At 63.7% G+C, this 14,521-nt stretch carries 14 protein-coding genes; 5 read left to right on the forward strand and 9 right to left on the reverse strand.

Features of this window, described 5'->3' with window-relative positions; all coding sequences use genetic code 11:
* Positions 1–100 precede the first annotated feature (100 nt).
* Entirely contained in the window at positions 101–805 is a 705-nt protein-coding gene (locus tag B5V03_RS13400) for a glutathione S-transferase family protein (protein WP_129271208.1), read from the forward strand.
* A 40-nt stretch (positions 806–845) separates the two neighbouring features.
* On the opposite strand, the gene B5V03_RS13405 is transcribed toward B5V03_RS13400, so the two are convergent.
* From B5V03_RS13405 to cyoA, 7 genes are read right to left on the reverse strand one after another with little or no spacing between them, the layout of a single operon-like run.
* Positions 846–1,379, reverse strand: coding sequence for a response regulator transcription factor (locus B5V03_RS13405; RefSeq protein WP_129270764.1), 534 nt, complete (start codon positions 1,377–1,379; stop codon positions 846–848).
* Positions 1,369–2,766: an ATP-binding protein gene (locus tag B5V03_RS13410; RefSeq protein ID WP_164987977.1), complete on the reverse strand. Its 1,398-nt coding sequence runs from the start codon at positions 2,764–2,766 to the stop codon at positions 1,369–1,371. Before B5V03_RS13410 ends, B5V03_RS13405 begins: the two co-directional genes overlap by 11 nt.
* Complete coding sequence (locus B5V03_RS13415) at positions 2,738–3,577, reverse strand: SURF1 family protein (RefSeq protein ID WP_245502211.1); 840 nt, start codon at positions 3,575–3,577, stop codon at positions 2,738–2,740. The genes B5V03_RS13410 and B5V03_RS13415 overlap by 29 nt, the downstream gene beginning before the upstream one ends.
* Before the next feature lie 8 nt (positions 3,578–3,585).
* A complete protein-coding gene (gene cyoD / locus B5V03_RS13420; protein WP_129270767.1) occupies positions 3,586–3,966 on the reverse strand; it encodes a cytochrome o ubiquinol oxidase subunit IV in 381 nt (126 codons plus the stop codon).
* Positions 3,963–4,592, reverse strand: coding sequence for a cytochrome o ubiquinol oxidase subunit III (cyoC, locus tag B5V03_RS13425; protein WP_129270768.1), 630 nt, complete (start codon positions 4,590–4,592; stop codon positions 3,963–3,965). The genes cyoD and cyoC overlap by 4 nt, the downstream gene beginning before the upstream one ends.
* Positions 4,593–6,590, reverse strand: a complete 1,998-nt coding sequence (gene cyoB / locus B5V03_RS13430; protein WP_129270769.1) for a cytochrome o ubiquinol oxidase subunit I — start codon at positions 6,588–6,590, stop codon at positions 4,593–4,595. It abuts the gene before it with no gap.
* Between the two features lie 11 nt (positions 6,591–6,601).
* Positions 6,602–7,762: a ubiquinol oxidase subunit II gene (gene cyoA / locus B5V03_RS13435; protein ID WP_129270770.1), complete on the reverse strand. Its 1,161-nt coding sequence runs from the start codon at positions 7,760–7,762 to the stop codon at positions 6,602–6,604.
* Between the two features lie 180 nt (positions 7,763–7,942).
* Here cyoA and B5V03_RS13440 point away from each other — a divergent pair, with 180 nt between their 5' ends.
* On the forward strand, positions 7,943–9,271 hold the full coding sequence (locus B5V03_RS13440; protein WP_129270771.1) for an MFS transporter: 1,329 nt from the start codon (positions 7,943–7,945) through the stop codon (positions 9,269–9,271).
* A 72-nt stretch (positions 9,272–9,343) separates the two neighbouring features.
* On the forward strand, positions 9,344–9,739 hold the full coding sequence (locus B5V03_RS13445; RefSeq protein ID WP_129270772.1) for a c-type cytochrome: 396 nt from the start codon (positions 9,344–9,346) through the stop codon (positions 9,737–9,739).
* Positions 9,740–9,758: 19 nt separating this feature from the next.
* Here the strand turns inward: B5V03_RS13445 and B5V03_RS13450 are convergent, their stop codons facing one another.
* Positions 9,759–11,150, reverse strand: coding sequence for a M48 family metalloprotease (locus B5V03_RS13450; protein ID WP_245502212.1), 1,392 nt, complete (start codon positions 11,148–11,150; stop codon positions 9,759–9,761).
* Positions 11,151–11,278: 128 nt separating this feature from the next.
* The gene (locus B5V03_RS13455; protein WP_129270773.1) at positions 11,279–12,076 is read right to left on the reverse strand and encodes a thermonuclease family protein; all 798 of its coding nucleotides are present in this window, start codon (positions 12,074–12,076) and stop codon (positions 11,279–11,281) included.
* 297 nt (positions 12,077–12,373) lie between these two features.
* Here B5V03_RS13455 and B5V03_RS13460 point away from each other — a divergent pair, with 297 nt between their 5' ends.
* Both B5V03_RS13460 and B5V03_RS13465 read left to right on the forward strand, forming a co-directional pair.
* Entirely contained in the window at positions 12,374–13,582 is a 1,209-nt protein-coding gene (locus B5V03_RS13460; protein WP_129270774.1) for an ABC transporter substrate-binding protein, read from the forward strand.
* Between the two features lie 150 nt (positions 13,583–13,732).
* Positions 13,733–14,521 (forward strand): enoyl-CoA hydratase, encoded by a 789-nt coding sequence (locus tag B5V03_RS13465; protein WP_129270775.1) that lies wholly within the window; start codon positions 13,733–13,735, stop codon positions 14,519–14,521.

Below are 14,521 nucleotides of genomic sequence, written 5' to 3' on the forward strand. Positions count from 1 at the left end.
TCCTGGTTACAAAAAAGTTCGTAATTTACTTGGTGCAGCGAGTAACTAGGGTGCGCCAACGCTGCGCAGCGTGATCATCAGAAATCACGGAGAATGGATCATGGATCCGATTTTAGTCTATGGCTTCCCGACGGGAAGCTCCATGGGACTCGTTGCGGCGCTCGAATGGCTGGGCAAGCCATATCGGTTGTGTCGCGTCGATATGTTGGGCGAGATGCGGAGGCCGTCATACGCCCGAATCAATCCGCGACACGAGACGCCCGCGTTCATCACTGAGCAAGGCGCAGTGCTAACGGAAACGTTGGCGATCGCGGCCTGGCTCGAATCCAGGGATGTCGAACGGCGCATCAGCTTCGATCCGCTATCGCCGCAAGCCGATCGCATGCATCAGCTCATGGCGTTCGTGAATACTGGCTTTACGGCTGCCTTTGCGCCGCTCTGGGCCGCAATGGAAGCGAAAGCGATGGAGCCCGCCATGACGTCGGCTCTGCGGGAGTTTGGCAGGGCGAAAGTGATCGAGCGCCACGACAAGCTCGAAGGGATGATCGAAGCGAGGGAATTCCTGCTCGGCGACCGGCCGACCCTTGCCGACGCCGTGCTGGCAGGTGTAGCGCGCTGGCTCGACTTCCACGCCGTCGCGGAAAGGCGCCGCTGGCCAAAGCTGGCGGCTTTGCGAGAGCGCCTCGAAGCTGATCCTGCCGTCGTCTACGCCACTGCTTTGGAGAACGGAGATAGCAATCCGGGAGTCGGATTCTGCACAGGACATGCGGCGCTGGCCGACGTCACGGCGCGCTTCGGCAGATAAGTGTCACCGCATAAGGAGGAGGGAGCTCGATCCGCTCCTCCTACTTCACCGGCCGCTTCTCGAGCTTGCGCGCGAGGGTCCTGCGATGCATCCCCAACCTTCGCGCCGCTTCCGAGATATTGAAATCGGTCTCGATCAGGGTCTGGTGGATGCGTTCCCATTCCAGCGTCTTGATCGAGGTCGGCCGCGCATCGAGGGCGACCTCGGCGTTGCCTTCGGCCTTGTTGAAGGCGGCTTCGATGTCGTCGGTGTTCGACGGCTTTGCCAGATAGTGGCAGGCGCCGAGCTTGATCGCTTCCACGGCGGTGGAGATGCTGGCAAAGCCTGTCAGCACCACGATCAGCATGTCAGGATCGTGCGTGTGCAGCAGCTCGACGCAGGCAAGACCAGAGGCGCCGCCGAGCTTGAGGTCGACCACGGCATGGCCGAAGGATCGCTCCTCCAGCACCTTGCGCACGTCCTCGATTGAAGCGGCCAGCACGACATCGTAGCCGCGGCGCTCGAATGAGCGTTTCAGCGTGCGCGCAAAGCCTTCATCGTCCTCGACGACGATGAGCGAACGGTCAGGCGTCAAAGCTGCCTCCGATCGCGAGCGTTGCGAGCGGCAGGGTCAGGCGGACGGTGGCGCCGCGCTTCCTGTGGTTCTCTGCGGTCACGCTGCCACCGAGCTTGCGCACGACGTTCACCACCAGGAACAGGCCAAGCCCGCCGCCGGCGCGGCCCTTGCTCGACTGGTAGGGCTTTCCGAGCTGCGTCAGCATTTCCGGCGCAAAGCCGGGGCCGCGGTCGCTGATCGCCAGCACCAGATTGTCGCCCTCGCGCTCGGCCACAAGCTCGACCCACTCGCGCGAGACCTCATAGGCGTTGTCGAGCACGTTGAAGATCACCTGCTTCAGCGCGATATCGGAGACGATCGCGACGTCCTCGCCAAAGGTGTTGACGAAATAGAGCGTGCGGGCCGAGCGTGCGTCGCGCCACTCGTCGACCAGCGCCGTCACGAAAGCCGTCACCGTGGTCGGCGACGAGCCTTCGCCGCGCGCCTCTCCCGCCGACACCAGGATGCCTGTGACGATCGTCTTGCAGCGCTGCAGCGAGGTTTCCATTTCCGAAAGATCCTCGGCGAGCTCCTGATCGGCGGCAAGATCGGGCATGCGGCGCCAGTCGCTGAGGATGACCGAGAGCGAGGCCAGCGGGGTGCCGAGCTCATGGGCTGCGCCGGAGGCGAGCAGACCCATGCGCACGATGTGGTCCTGCTCGGCGGCATGCTGCCGCAGCGCCGCCAGATGCGCGTCGCGCTCGCGCAAATTCCTGTTGATGCGGGTCACGAACACGACAAGCAGAATCGCGTTGAGTGCGAAGCCCAGGAGCATGCCGGCAACGGTGAGCGTATAGGTCTCGCTGAGCGGATTCGGCGGCAGATCGAGCGGCCGGTAGGCCAGCGTCAGCCAGACAAAACACGCGCAGGTCAGCGCCACCAGCGACCAGGTCGAGCGGGCGTCGAGCAGCACGGCCGCCAGTGTCACCTGGAGCAGGAACAGCGAGGTGAAGGGATTGGTGGCGCCGCCGCTGAGGTACAGCTGTGCGGTCAGCGCGGCGACGTCGAGCATCAGCGCGACCAGTAGCTCGTTGCTGGAGACGGCGGCGCGATGGCGCACCCAAACCAGGCTGGAGACGTTGAGCAGCACCAGCGCGCCGATCACCGCGCCCATCCGCTCCAGGGGCAGGGGGATGCCGAGCCAGAAATGCACGCCGCCGATGGTCACGATCTGGCCGACCACAGCGGTCCAGCGCAGCTGGATCAGCAGCGCCATGTTCTTGCGGTTGGTCTCGTCGTCCGTGGGAGCAGCGCCGATCAGCTCGCTGCGCGTGTCCGCCGGCGATTGCAGCGTGACGGCCAGCTCGCCAAGCGGTCGGGGAGGCGTTCTTCCGTCGTCAGGCCTGTTCGACGATCGTTCCAGCATCTGATCCCGTCCTGCGGGCGGCATCGCCGGCCGGTTCGTGGACGAAGCCGTTCCAGGGTTTCTTGCCGCGGAACAGCCCGCCGCCGAATGTGACGAGAAGTTTACCGGCCAGCATGAACGCCAGGGCAAACCACGTCAGCGCGTAGATCAGGTGGTTATTGGGAAAGCGGATCACGGTCAATCCGCCGATTGGACCGCCGGTGGTTTGTGATCCGGCGTCGGCATCGACAAAAAAGGGCGCGACTTTGTCGAGCCCGCGCGCCGCGGCGATCGCGGCGACATCCCGCGAATACCAGCGGTTGTGCTGTGGCACGTTGTTGCGGAGGAATCCGCCCTTCGGCTCCGTGATGCGCAGCAGGCCGGTGATCTCGACCCGGCCATCCGGATTATCGCCCTGGCGCGTCGATGCGTCGCGCCGCTCGGACGGCACGAAGCCGCGGTTGACCAGGACCAGCGTGCCGTCGTCGCGTTTGAGCGGCGTCAGCACCCAATAGCCGGGACCTTCCTCGGTGACAGCCTGAACCAGCGTCTCGTGGTCATGCAGGAAACGGCCGGCGACGGTGACGTGCCTGTACTCGTCATTCGCAGTGGAGATCGCGGGCCACGCCGCGGGCGAGGGCGCCGGCTGGGCGGGGGCATGGACGCGTTGCTCGACGCGGTCGATCAGCGCCAGCTTCCAGGCGCGGCGCTCGATCTGCCAGATCCCGAGCGCAATCAGAACAGCAAAAGCCGTGAGCGAGAGGACCGTGAGCCACAGGCGCGGACGCGCAGCCCTTGCAGGCTCGCGCGCTTCGCTTTCCTCGGGTCTCACGGGATCGCTCACTTCATTCCCGTCATCTCGTGCATCGGCATCATGTTGCTATTGAGGTGGTTCATCACCCACAGCGAACCCGACAGCGCGATGACCACCATGACGATGGTGAAGATCAGCGCCATCATGCTCCAGCCGTTCTCGGACTTCGGGCTCATGTGCAGGAAGTAGATCATGTGCACGACGATCTGCACGACCGCGAAGGCCATGATGACCAGCGCGGTGATCTGCTTGCTCGGCAGCGCGCCGCTCATCACCAGCCAGAACGGGATCGCAGTCAGCACCACCGAGAGCACGAAGCCGAGCATGTAGCCCGAGAACGTACTGTGGGTGTGGCTGTCGCCGTGGTGATGATCGTCGGCGTGGGCGGCGCGGGTATCGGTGTTCATCGCAGAACTCCCAGGAGATAGACGAAGGTGAAGACGCCGATCCAGACCACGTCGAGGAAGTGCCAGAACATCGACAGGCACATCAGGCGGCGGCGGTTGGCTTCGATCAGGCCGAACTTGCCGACCTGCACCATCAGCGTCACCAGCCAGATCAGGCCGCAGGAGACGTGCAGGCCGTGGGTGCCGACCAGGGTGAAGAAGGCCGACAGGAAGGCACTGCGCTGCGGCGTCGCGCCCTCATGGATCATGTGGGCGAACTCGGAGAGCTCGATGCCGATGAAGGCGAGGCCGAACAGACCGGTGATCGCCAGCCACATCTGCGTCTGGGCAATCTTGTTCTGCTGCATCGTCAGCATCGCAAAACCGTACGTGATCGACGACAGCAGCAGCATCGAGGTGTTGACCGCGACCAACGGCAGCTCGAACAGGTCCTTCGGCGCGGGCCCGGCGGCGTAGTTGGCGCCGAGCACGCCGAAGGCGGCGAACAGCATCGCAAAGATGAGGCAGTCGCTCATCAGATAGATCCAGAAGCCGAGCGAGGTGCTGTAGCCTTCCGGATGCGGGTGTTCGTCGGCGAGGTAGAAGACCGGCTCGCCGGTCGTCGAGGGATTGACAGCAACAGTCATTTACTTGGCTCCGGCGAGCAGTTTGGTGCGCGCGTCCTCGGCCCGGATGACGTCTTCAGCCGGAATGTCGAAGTCGCGGTGATAGTTGAAGGTGTGACCGATCCCGACGGCGAGCATCGCGATGAAGCTCACGGCTGCCAGCCACCAGATGTACCAGATCAGGCCGAAACCCATCGCGGTGGCGAGGCCGGCGAGGATGATTCCGGTGCCTGTGCTGCTGGGCATGTGGATCGGCTTGAACCCGGTGAGCGGACGCTGGTAGCCGCGCTTCTTCATGTCCCACCACGCGTCATTGTCGTGAACGACGGGGGTGAAGGCGAAGTTGTAGTCCGGCGGCGGCGAGGAGGTCGCCCATTCCAGCGTGCGCGCATCCCAGGGATCGCCGGTGACGTCCTTGAGCTGCTCGCGCTTGAGGAAAGAGACCGCGAACTGCATCAGCATGCTGAGGATGCCAATGAAGACGAAGACGGCACCGATCGCGGCGATGACGAACCAGATCTGCAGGCTCGGATCGTCGAACACGCGCAGGCGGCGGGTCACGCCCATCAGGCCGAGCACATAGAGCGGCATGAAGGCCATGTAGAAGCCGGTGACCCAGAACCAGAACGACATCTTGCCCCAGAACGGATCGAGCTTGAAGCCGAACGCCTTCGGGAACCAGTAGTTGATGCCGGCGAACGCGCCGAACACCACGCCGCCGATGATCACGTTGTGGAAGTGCGCGATCAGGAACAGGCTGTTGTGCAGGACGAAGTCGGCCGGCGGCACTGCGAGCAGAACGCCGGTCATGCCGCCGAGAACGAAGGTCAGCATGAAGGCGATCGTCCACAGCATCGGCAGCTCGAAGCGGATACGGCCGCGATACATCGTGAACAGCCAGTTGAACATCTTCGCGCCCGTCGGGATCGAGATGATCATCGTGGTGATGCCGAAGAACGAGTTGACGCTGGCGCCCGAACCCATCGTGAAGAAGTGGTGCAGCCAGACCAAGTACGACAGGATGGTGATGACCACCGTGGCGTAGACCATCGAGGTGTAGCCGAACAGCCGCTTGCCGGAGAAGGTCGAGGTCACTTCCGAGAAGACGCCGAAGGCGGGGAGAACCAGGATGTAGACCTCGGGATGGCCCCAGATCCAGATCAGGTTCACGTACATCATCGGGCTGCCGCCGAAGTCGTTCGTGAAGAAGTTGGTGCCGACGTAGCGGTCGAGCGAGAGCAGCGCGAGCACCACGGTCAGGACGGGGAAGGAGGCGACGATCAGGATGTTGGTGCAGAGCGAGGTCCAGGTGAACACCGGCATCCGCATCATGGTCATGCCGGGGCACCGCAGCTTGACGATGGTACAGATCAGGTTGATGCCGGATAAGGTCGTTCCGACGCCTGCGACCTGCAACGCCCAGATGTAATAGTCGACGCCGACATCAGGACTGTAACCGATATTCGACAGCGGCGGATAAGCCAACCAGCCGGTGCGGGCGAATTCGCCGATGAACAGGGAAGCCATCACCAGCACCGCGCCGCCGACCGTCATCCAGAAGCTGAAATTGTTCAGGAACGGGAACGAGACGTCGCGCGCGCCGATCTGGAGCGGCACGACATAGTTCATCAGGCCGGTGACAAACGGCATCGCCACGAAGAAGATCATGATCACGCCGTGGGCGGTGAAGACCTGGTCGTAGTGATGGGAGGGGAGAAAGCCGTCGGAGCCGCCGAACGCGAGCGCCTGTTGCGCGCGCATCATGAGCGCGTCGGCGAAGCCGCGCAGCAGCATCACGATGCCGAGGATCATGTACATGATGCCGATGCGCTTGTGGTCGACGGTGGTGAACCACTCGCGCCACAGATAGCCCCAGAGCCGGAAATAGGTGACGCCGGCGAACAGCGTGATGCCGCCGAGCGCGACCATGACGAAGGTGCCGACGAGGATCGGCTCGTGCAGCGGCAGCGAGTCGATACCGAGACGGCCGAAGATGAGCTTGAGAAGATCAGGAGACATGCGAGCTCTCTTTAGGAGTCTGACTTCGGACGCAGTCCGAGGAAGAAGGACGAGGACTTCAGCGGCGCGAAGGTCGGCCGCTTCAGGCCAGCGCCAGTGAGCGGCGCGGTGTCGAGGGGAGCCGTGATGGAGGCGGTGGTCTTGCCCTGCGGCGCATCCGGCGTGCAGGTGCCGGCGACGAAGGTCGGCTCCGGCCCAAACGCCGTACCGCGGCGGGCGTATTTGTCGTAGGCCAGCGGCAGGGTGTTGTTCAGGCCCTCATGGCCGGCGCCGCCCTTGGAGTCGATCGCCATCATCTCGCTCTGGCACATCTTGCCGGTCTCGACACACATGTTGAGGATCAGGCGGTAGAGATCGGAATCGACCGTGCCGTAACGGCGCACCGGCTCGTTTTCGCTCGGCTTCTCGAGCTGGAGATAGTCGGCGCGGCCGAGCGAGCCGCCGGCGGATTTGGCGCTGGCGACCCAGGCGTCAAAGCCCTTGTCGTCGAGGCCCTGGAAGTTGAAGTGCATGCCGGAGAAGCCGGCGCCGCTGTAGTTCGCCGAGAAGCCCCGGTAGGTGCCGGTGTGGTTCACCACCGCGTGGAGCTTGGTCTCCATGCCCGGCATCGCGTAGATCTGACCGGCGAGCGCGGGGATGTAGAACGAGTTCATCACCGAAGAGGCGGTGATGCGGAAGTTGATCGGACGATCGACCGGAGCGGCCAGATCGTTGACGGTGGCAATGCCGTAGTCCGGATAGATGAAGAGCCACTTCCAGTCGAGCGCGACGACGTCGACCTCTAGCGGAGCCTTGGACTGATCCACGGCGTGCTCCGCCTTGATGCGGCCGAGCGTGCGATAGGGGTCGAGCAGATGCGTGCCCATCCAGGTCAGCGCGCCCAGGCAAATGATGATCAGCAGCGGCGCCGACCAGATCACCAGCTCGAGCTTGGTCGAGTGATCCCATTCCGGCTCGTAGCGGGCCGATGTGTTGGACTGGCGGTAGCGCCAGGCGAACAGCACCGTCAGCGCCATCACGGGGACGACGATCAGGAGCATCAGGACGGTAGAGATGATGACGAGGTCGCGCTGTTGCGCCGCGATATCGCCGGCTGGCGCCAGCACGACGTAGTTGCAGCCGCTGAGCGCAACTGCCAGGGGTAGCAGCGCCAGGATCTTGAGACGGGACACGGGCCGAGCCTTTGAAATGGGTTTCCGTTGCGGGGCCAACGGGTAGCTGCGGCGCAGCAATCCGGACATTGGACAATTTGTCCAATGTTGCACTGCGGAATGTTACGCCAGACAGGTCCGGATCGCCTGGCGCCCCGCCGGGCGGTCGGCTTTGGTTTTCAGGACGTTAAGGGCGCACGCATGGCGACGGCACAGACCCCCGCAATGGCAGACATCCACTCGGGCGAGCACGGCCACGACCAGGCCAGTCCCGGCGAGATCGCCATCGGCGTCATCATCGGCCGCACCTCGGAATTCTTCGACTTTTTCGTCTACGCGATCGCCTCGGTGATCGTGTTTCCGCGCCTGGTGTTCCCGTTCACGAGCGAACTGACCGGCACTCTCTATTCCTTCATGATCTTCGCGCTGGCTTTCATGGCCCGGCCGCTCGGCACCGTCATTTTCATGACGGTCGACCGGGAGTACGGCAAGACGGCCAAGCTGGTCTCGGCGCTGTTCCTGCTCGGCACCGCCACCGTGGCGCTGGCGTTCCTGCCCGGCTATCACGACATCGGCAGCGCCGCGATCTGGCTCCTGGCGCTGGCGCGTATCGCGCAGGGTCTGGCCTGGGGTGGCGCCTGGGACGGCATGGCCTCGCTGCTGGCACTGAATGCACCGCCCTCGAAGCGCGGCTGGTACGCGATGGTGCCGCAGCTCGGCGCACCGCTCGGACTGATCGTGGCGAGCGCGCTGTTCGCCTATTTCGCCGGCAACCTCTCGGCCGACGACTTCTTCGACTGGGGCTGGCGCTATCCGTTCTTCGTCGCCTTTGCGATCAACGTCGTGGCGCTGTTCGCCCGCCTGCGCATGGTGACGACGGAGGAATATGCCACGCTGTTCGAAACCCGCGAATTGCAGCCCGCGCGCATCTCAGAGACGGTTGCGCGCGAAGGCCAGAACATCATGCTCGGCGCGTTCGCGCCGCTGGCGAGTTTTGCGCTGTTCCACATGGTCACGGTGTTTCCGCTGTCCTGGGTGTTCCTGTTCACCCGCGAAAGCCCGGTGCGTTTTTTGATCATCGAGATCGTCGCCGCCGTGTTCGGCGTCGGCGCCATCGTGCTCTCCGGCATCATCGCCGACCGTGTCGGCCGCAAGTCGCTGCTGATGGGATCGGCGATCGCGATCGCGATCTATAGCGGTTTTGCCCCGCAGCTGCTCGATGCCGGCGCGTTCGGTGAGACCATCTACATGGTGATCGGCTTCATCCTGCTGGGTCTGTCCTTCGGCCAGTCCTCGGGCGCGATCGCCTCGAACTTCAAGCAGGCCTACCGCTACACGGCCTCGGCGTTGACCTCTGACATGGCCTGGCTGTTCGGCGCCGGTTTCGCGCCGCTGGTGGCGCTGCTGCTCGCCACCAATCTCGGCGTTATCGCTTCGGGCGCGTATTTGCTCTCCGGCGCGTTCTGGACGCTGCTCGCGCTGTGGCTCAGCGGCCAGCGCGAGGCCGGCGATATGGATGCGGGCGCTTAAAGAGCGCTCCGCGGACGGGAATAAAATTTTGGCCGGACGATCCTGTTTGCGGCGACGCAAGCAGGAGATCCCATGAAAATCCGGTCCAATTCCGTCCACCAGCGCAGCTTTGCAAGTCTGACCTTTGCCGCCATCGCGATTGTTTGCTCGACCGGGCTTGCCCACGCCACCGGCAACGTCGCGCGCGGCCAGACGCTCTACAAGGGCTGCGCGGATTGTCATTCAATCAACGAGAATGCGGTCGGCCCGATGCACAAGGGCGTCGTCGGGCGCAAGGCGGGCAGCGTTCCCGGCTATGACTACTCGCCTGATCTGAAGAGCTCAGGGATTGTCTGGACCGAGGACAATCTCGACAAATGGCTGGCCGGACCGCAGGCCATGGTTGCAGAAACCAAGATGTTTTTCGATGTGCCGGACCCGCAGGATCGCGCGGACATCATCGCGTATTTGAAGGAAAAGGCGCGGTAGTTACGGCACGACCGTTTCGTCAATCCGCCACCACCTTCACGCGATCACGCACCTTCACCTGCGCGGTGCGGTCGAGCCCGTTCAGCACACGAAAACGCTCGGCGGGATGATCGACGCCGGCCATGCGATGCGAGAGCGATTCCACGGTGTCGCCGGGCTGCACTGTGATGACCTTGATGCGCAGCGGGCGCGCAGCCTGGATCTCGTCCAGCGTCAGGCGGCGGAATGAATTGACGGTCTCGCGCGCATTGCGCTCGCTCTCGGTCGACTTCTGCCGTGCCGCGAAGATGAAGCGGTAGACGTCGCTGCCGAAGCGCAGCGCATAGACCTTGAACGACCATTGATCGCCCTTGGCGGTGGCGGACGCGGCCGGGAAACCGTTGATGGTGATGTCCTCGGTGGACGCCTTCTCGACGCCCTCCATCCAGCCGGAGTTGAGATAATCGCCGAGCGACTGTTCGGCCGGCACGCGCACGACATCGAAGCGCATCGCCTGCGAGCCGCCGTCGCGCACGCCGATGACCGCCTGCGCGGTGTTGTCGAGCGTGAAATTGTCCGGCGCCTGGAAGGTGAAGCCGAGCTTTGGATGCAGGAATCTGCGGCCGCGGACAAAACCTTCGCTGGGGTCTTCGCCGTAGACGAGGTTGTCGATCGCGGCGAGATAGGTCTCGCGGTCGCGCTCGGCGCCCTCGGGCGCCGCATATTGCCGCGCGATGGTCTGGGCATTCTGCACGCGCTCGGGCGTTGCCGGATGCGACGAGGTGAAATCCTGCGCGCGCGGATCGAGCGAGGTCTTGCCGGCCTTCAGCTCGGCATTGCGCTCCATAGCCGAGAGGAAACGCGCGGCACCATAAGGGTCGAAATGGGCCTTGGCGGAGATGCCGACGCCGATGCCGTCAGCCTCGAACTCCTGATTGCGCGAAAAGCTCGCCATGGTGAGCTTGGTCTTGGCGAGCGCGAGCGCGGTGAGATCGGGATCGTTGCTCATGTCGGTGACGACGCGGGTGACGATCGCGGCCTGGCGCGCCTGGTCCTCGCGCATCGCGGCGTGCTTGGACAGCACATGCGCCATCTCGTGGCTGAGCACGGAGGACAATTCCGACGTGTCGCTCGCAAGCGCAAGAAGTCCGCGCGTGACATAGAGCTGGCCGTTCGGCAGCGCGAAGGCGTTCACCGCGCCGGAATTGAGGATGGTGACCCTATAGCCCTGGTCGGGGCGGTCGGACGCCGCGACCAGCCGGTCGACGGTCTTGGTCACCAATGATTCGAGCCGGGGGTCGTCGTAGGTGCCGCCATAGCTCGCCAGGATGCGCTCGTGCTCCTTTTCGGTGGCGGGCGTCTGCGCGACGGCGGGTTTCGGTTTGGGGAGGGCGACGGTTGGCGGAACGGCCGCGGTCTGGAACCGGTTCATGTCGCCGCAACCGGCGAGAGCCGTACCCAGCACAAGGCATAGCGCGGCCGGCGCTGCCCGCAGGCGGCGTTCGCCTCGTCCGTGCCGTTCTAGCACCCCATTCACGTCGCTTAACCCGTGCCCTGGCCTTAAGGCCGTACCCCGATAGGCTCGTTTGTGCCCAGCAACTCAACCTGTCCCAAGAGACGCACGTCGATCCGCGGCCCCACAGTCCCCTCAACCCAGCCCCGGACTCGAATACGCCTATTTTCCAGGGACTTAAGGGTTACACCGGCGTTTTCGAACGCCGGCAACGCGCGCCTTGAAATAGTCACGGCAAAGCCGCGTGTCCAGTTCCGTCCGAAGTTGAGGTAGGTCATTGCCCCAGCTTGCCGGACCGACAGGACTTTGCCCTCGACCACCATAAACCGCCCGATCCCGGCCAAAATATCGTCCGGACTTTCCGCGTTTTTTATGGCCAACGGGTCAGCCCAGTTGCCCTTTTTTTGGCGCCGCGCCTCGGCCTCCGCCGCCATCAGGGCCGCCGCGCAGTCCTTGTCGGTGATTTCGGCGGAAGCGATGGCGTCGCCCTGGGCGAGAAGCGTGGCCTGTATCGAGGTCTCGCTTTCGCCGATGAACAGGATCGCACCTTGCCGGCCATAGCGGTCGGGCGTGTCGTCAGTGCCGCGCAGGATCACGTCGCGGCCGACCAGCAGCGATGTCAGTGCTTGCTTCGTTGTCGCCGTGGACTCGATGCCGGTCAGGCGGATTTCGCGGCCGTCGTCGAGACGCAGGCTGCGCGCGTCGATGATCGTGGCGACGCGGCCATCCCCTTGCGTTTCGAATTGGCACGGTGTGGCGAACGCGCTGTGACCCGCGACGAGAAGAGATGCGACGATGAGGTGAAGCAGTCGCGTCACGTGCCCCGGAGAGGTTGCATTGAGCATTCATTTTAACTCAAGCGTAGCGGGTCGCGAAGAGGCTTCGTCATACTCCGTGATTGCGAGCGCAGCGAAGCAATCCAGAATCTTTCCGCGGAGGGACTCTGGATTGCTTCGCTGCGCTCGCAATGACGTGGAGATAGCTACCCGGATCGCACTATTCCGTTTTGCGGAAAACATGCCGCAATCGCAAAACGCATATGGCGCTTCTGCTTGCTGCCCTGTCGCGCATGCGGCATGATTGCGGCAACAGCAATAACCAGGCCGCCGTTAGAGACAGGCGATCAAGGGAGGTCATTTTCGATGAAGCATATTTTGTCGGGCATTTTTGCCGCAGCGTTTGCCCTCAGTGCGAGCGCCGCCGCGCAGGCCCAGGACAAGCCGCCGCTGAAGATCGGCGGCATTCTCGACATGTCGAGCCTCTATGCTGATATCACCGGCCCCGGTAGCGAGGCCGCGGCGAAGATGGCTGTTGACGATTTCGGCGGCGAGGTGCTCGGACGCAAGATCCAGGTGCTGGCCGCCGACCATCTCAACAAGGCCGACCTCTCCGCCAACATCGCACGCGACATGCTCGATAATCAGGGCGTCGAGATGATCTACGACGTCGCGGCGTCCGCGACGGCGCTGGCCGCCGGCGAGATCGCGAAAGCGCGGGGCAAGATCATCATGTTCAACGGGCCGGGCTCGATCCGTCTCACCAACGAGGCTTGCGGTCCCTACACCATCCACTACGTGTTCGACACCTACGGCCAGGCCAACGTGACCGGTCTTGCGGCCGTGAAGTCGGGCCTCGACAGCTGGTTCTTCCTCACCGCCGACTACGCCTTCGGCCAGGACCTGGAGAAGGACACCAGCGCCGTCGTCACCAAGACCGGCGGCAAGGTGCTCGGCGCCGTGCGTCATCCGCTCAACACGTCGGATTTTTCGTCGTTCCTGCTTCAGGCCCAGGCCTCGAAAGCGAAAGTGATTGGGCTGGCCAATGCCGGCGGTGACACCGTTAACGCCATCAAGCAGGCGGCCGAGTTCGGCATCACCAAGGGCGACCAGAAGGTCTCGCCGCTGCTCGCTTTCGTTACTGATATCGACTCGATCGGCCTCGAGACGGCGCAAGGGCTGCTGCTGGCAGAGGCCTTCTACTGGGATCTCAACGACGACACGCGCGCCTTCTCGAAGCGCTTCACGGAGCGCATGAAGCGGCCGCCGACCTCGGCGCAGGCCGGTGTCTATTCTTCGGTCACGCACTATCTGAAGGCCGTGAAGGCGGCCGGCACGACGGATTCGGCTGCTGTCATCAAGGTGATGAAGGACACGCCGATCAACGACTTCTTCGCCAAGAACGGCAAGATCCGCGAGGACGGCCGCATGATCCACGACATGTATCTGTTCGAGGTGAAGAAGCCGTCGGAGTCGAAGGGCCGCTGGGACGATTACAAGCTGCTGGCGACCGTGCCCGGGAGCGAGGCGTTCCAGTCGCTGGAGCAGTCGCGTTGCCCGTTGGTGAAGAAATGACGGCGTGACGAAGTCGCGCCGTCATTGCGAGGAGCTCTTGCGACGAAGCAATCCAGACTGCATCCGCGGAAACCTTTCTGGATTGCTTCGCTTCGCTCGCAATGACGGTGTGGTGAAAGTGCAGCAAAACAACAACAAGGGAGACGTCCCATGAACGACATGGTCCTGCAAAAGCTCGAATCCGGGCTGCTCACCATCACGATGAATCGTCCTGAGCGGAAGAACGCACTCAACCCCGAGATGGTCGCAGGACTGGTCGAGGCGGCGCGGCGCGCGGCTGACGATCCCGAGGTGCGCGCGGTGCTGTTCAAGGGTGCCGGCGGCTCGTTCTGCGTCGGTGGCGACGTCAAATCGATGGCGGCGGGCCGCGCACCGCTGCCGTTCGAGGTGAAGATGGCGAACCTCCGCCGCGGCATGGAGGTCTCGCGCATCCTGCACCAGATGCCCAAACCCGTGGTAGCGCAGCTCGACGGCGCGGCGGCCGGCGCCGGTCTCTCGATGGCGCTGTCGTGTGATCTCCGTGTTGCCTCCGAATCCTGCAAGATCACGACCGCTTTCGCCAAGGTCGGCTTCTCCGGTGATTACGGCGGCACTTATTTCCTGACGCAACTGCTCGGCAGCGCGCGGGCGCGCGAGCTCTATCTGATGTCGCCTGTGCTGACCGCGAAGGAAGCGCATGCGATCGGCATGGTGACGAAGGTCGTCCCCGACGCCGAGATCGATGCCGCCGCGCACGAGCTCGCGCTGTCGCTGGCGCAGGGCCCCTCGATCGCGCTCGGCTTCATCAAGCGCAACATCAACAATGCCGAGCATCTGGCGCTGGAAGATTGCTTCGACGGCGAAGCGATCCATCACACCCGCTGCAGCGACACCGAGGACCACAAGGAGGCCGCAAAGGCCTTCGTCGAGAAGCGTAAGCCGAGCTTCAGGGGCGCATGA

The organism is Bradyrhizobium betae (assembly GCF_004123905.1).
Taxonomy (GTDB): domain Bacteria; phylum Pseudomonadota; class Alphaproteobacteria; order Rhizobiales; family Xanthobacteraceae; genus Bradyrhizobium; species Bradyrhizobium betae_A.

Excerpts from the sequence above, each read along its gene's own strand:
- cyoC (WP_129270768.1), bottom strand. The coding sequence starts at position 4,592 with ATGACTGTTGCTGTCAATCCCTCGACGACCGGCGAGCCGGTCTTCTAC.
- B5V03_RS13440 (WP_129270771.1), top strand. The coding sequence starts at position 7,943 with ATGGCGACGGCACAGACCCCCGCAATGGCAGACATCCACTCGGGCGAG.
- B5V03_RS13400 (WP_129271208.1), top strand. The coding sequence starts at position 101 with ATGGATCCGATTTTAGTCTATGGCTTCCCGACGGGAAGCTCCATGGGA.
- cyoD (WP_129270767.1), bottom strand. The coding sequence starts at position 3,966 with ATGAACACCGATACCCGCGCCGCCCACGCCGACGATCATCACCACGGC.
- B5V03_RS13450 (WP_245502212.1), bottom strand. The coding sequence starts at position 11,150 with ATGAACCGGTTCCAGACCGCGGCCGTTCCGCCAACCGTCGCCCTCCCC.
- cyoB (WP_129270769.1), bottom strand. The coding sequence starts at position 6,590 with ATGTCTCCTGATCTTCTCAAGCTCATCTTCGGCCGTCTCGGTATCGAC.
- B5V03_RS13460 (WP_129270774.1), top strand. The coding sequence starts at position 12,374 with ATGAAGCATATTTTGTCGGGCATTTTTGCCGCAGCGTTTGCCCTCAGT.
- B5V03_RS13410 (WP_164987977.1), bottom strand. The coding sequence starts at position 2,766 with ATGCTGGAACGATCGTCGAACAGGCCTGACGACGGAAGAACGCCTCCC.
- B5V03_RS13465 (WP_129270775.1), top strand. The coding sequence starts at position 13,733 with ATGAACGACATGGTCCTGCAAAAGCTCGAATCCGGGCTGCTCACCATC.
- B5V03_RS13455 (WP_129270773.1), bottom strand. The coding sequence starts at position 12,076 with ATGCTCAATGCAACCTCTCCGGGGCACGTGACGCGACTGCTTCACCTC.
- B5V03_RS13445 (WP_129270772.1), top strand. The coding sequence starts at position 9,344 with ATGAAAATCCGGTCCAATTCCGTCCACCAGCGCAGCTTTGCAAGTCTG.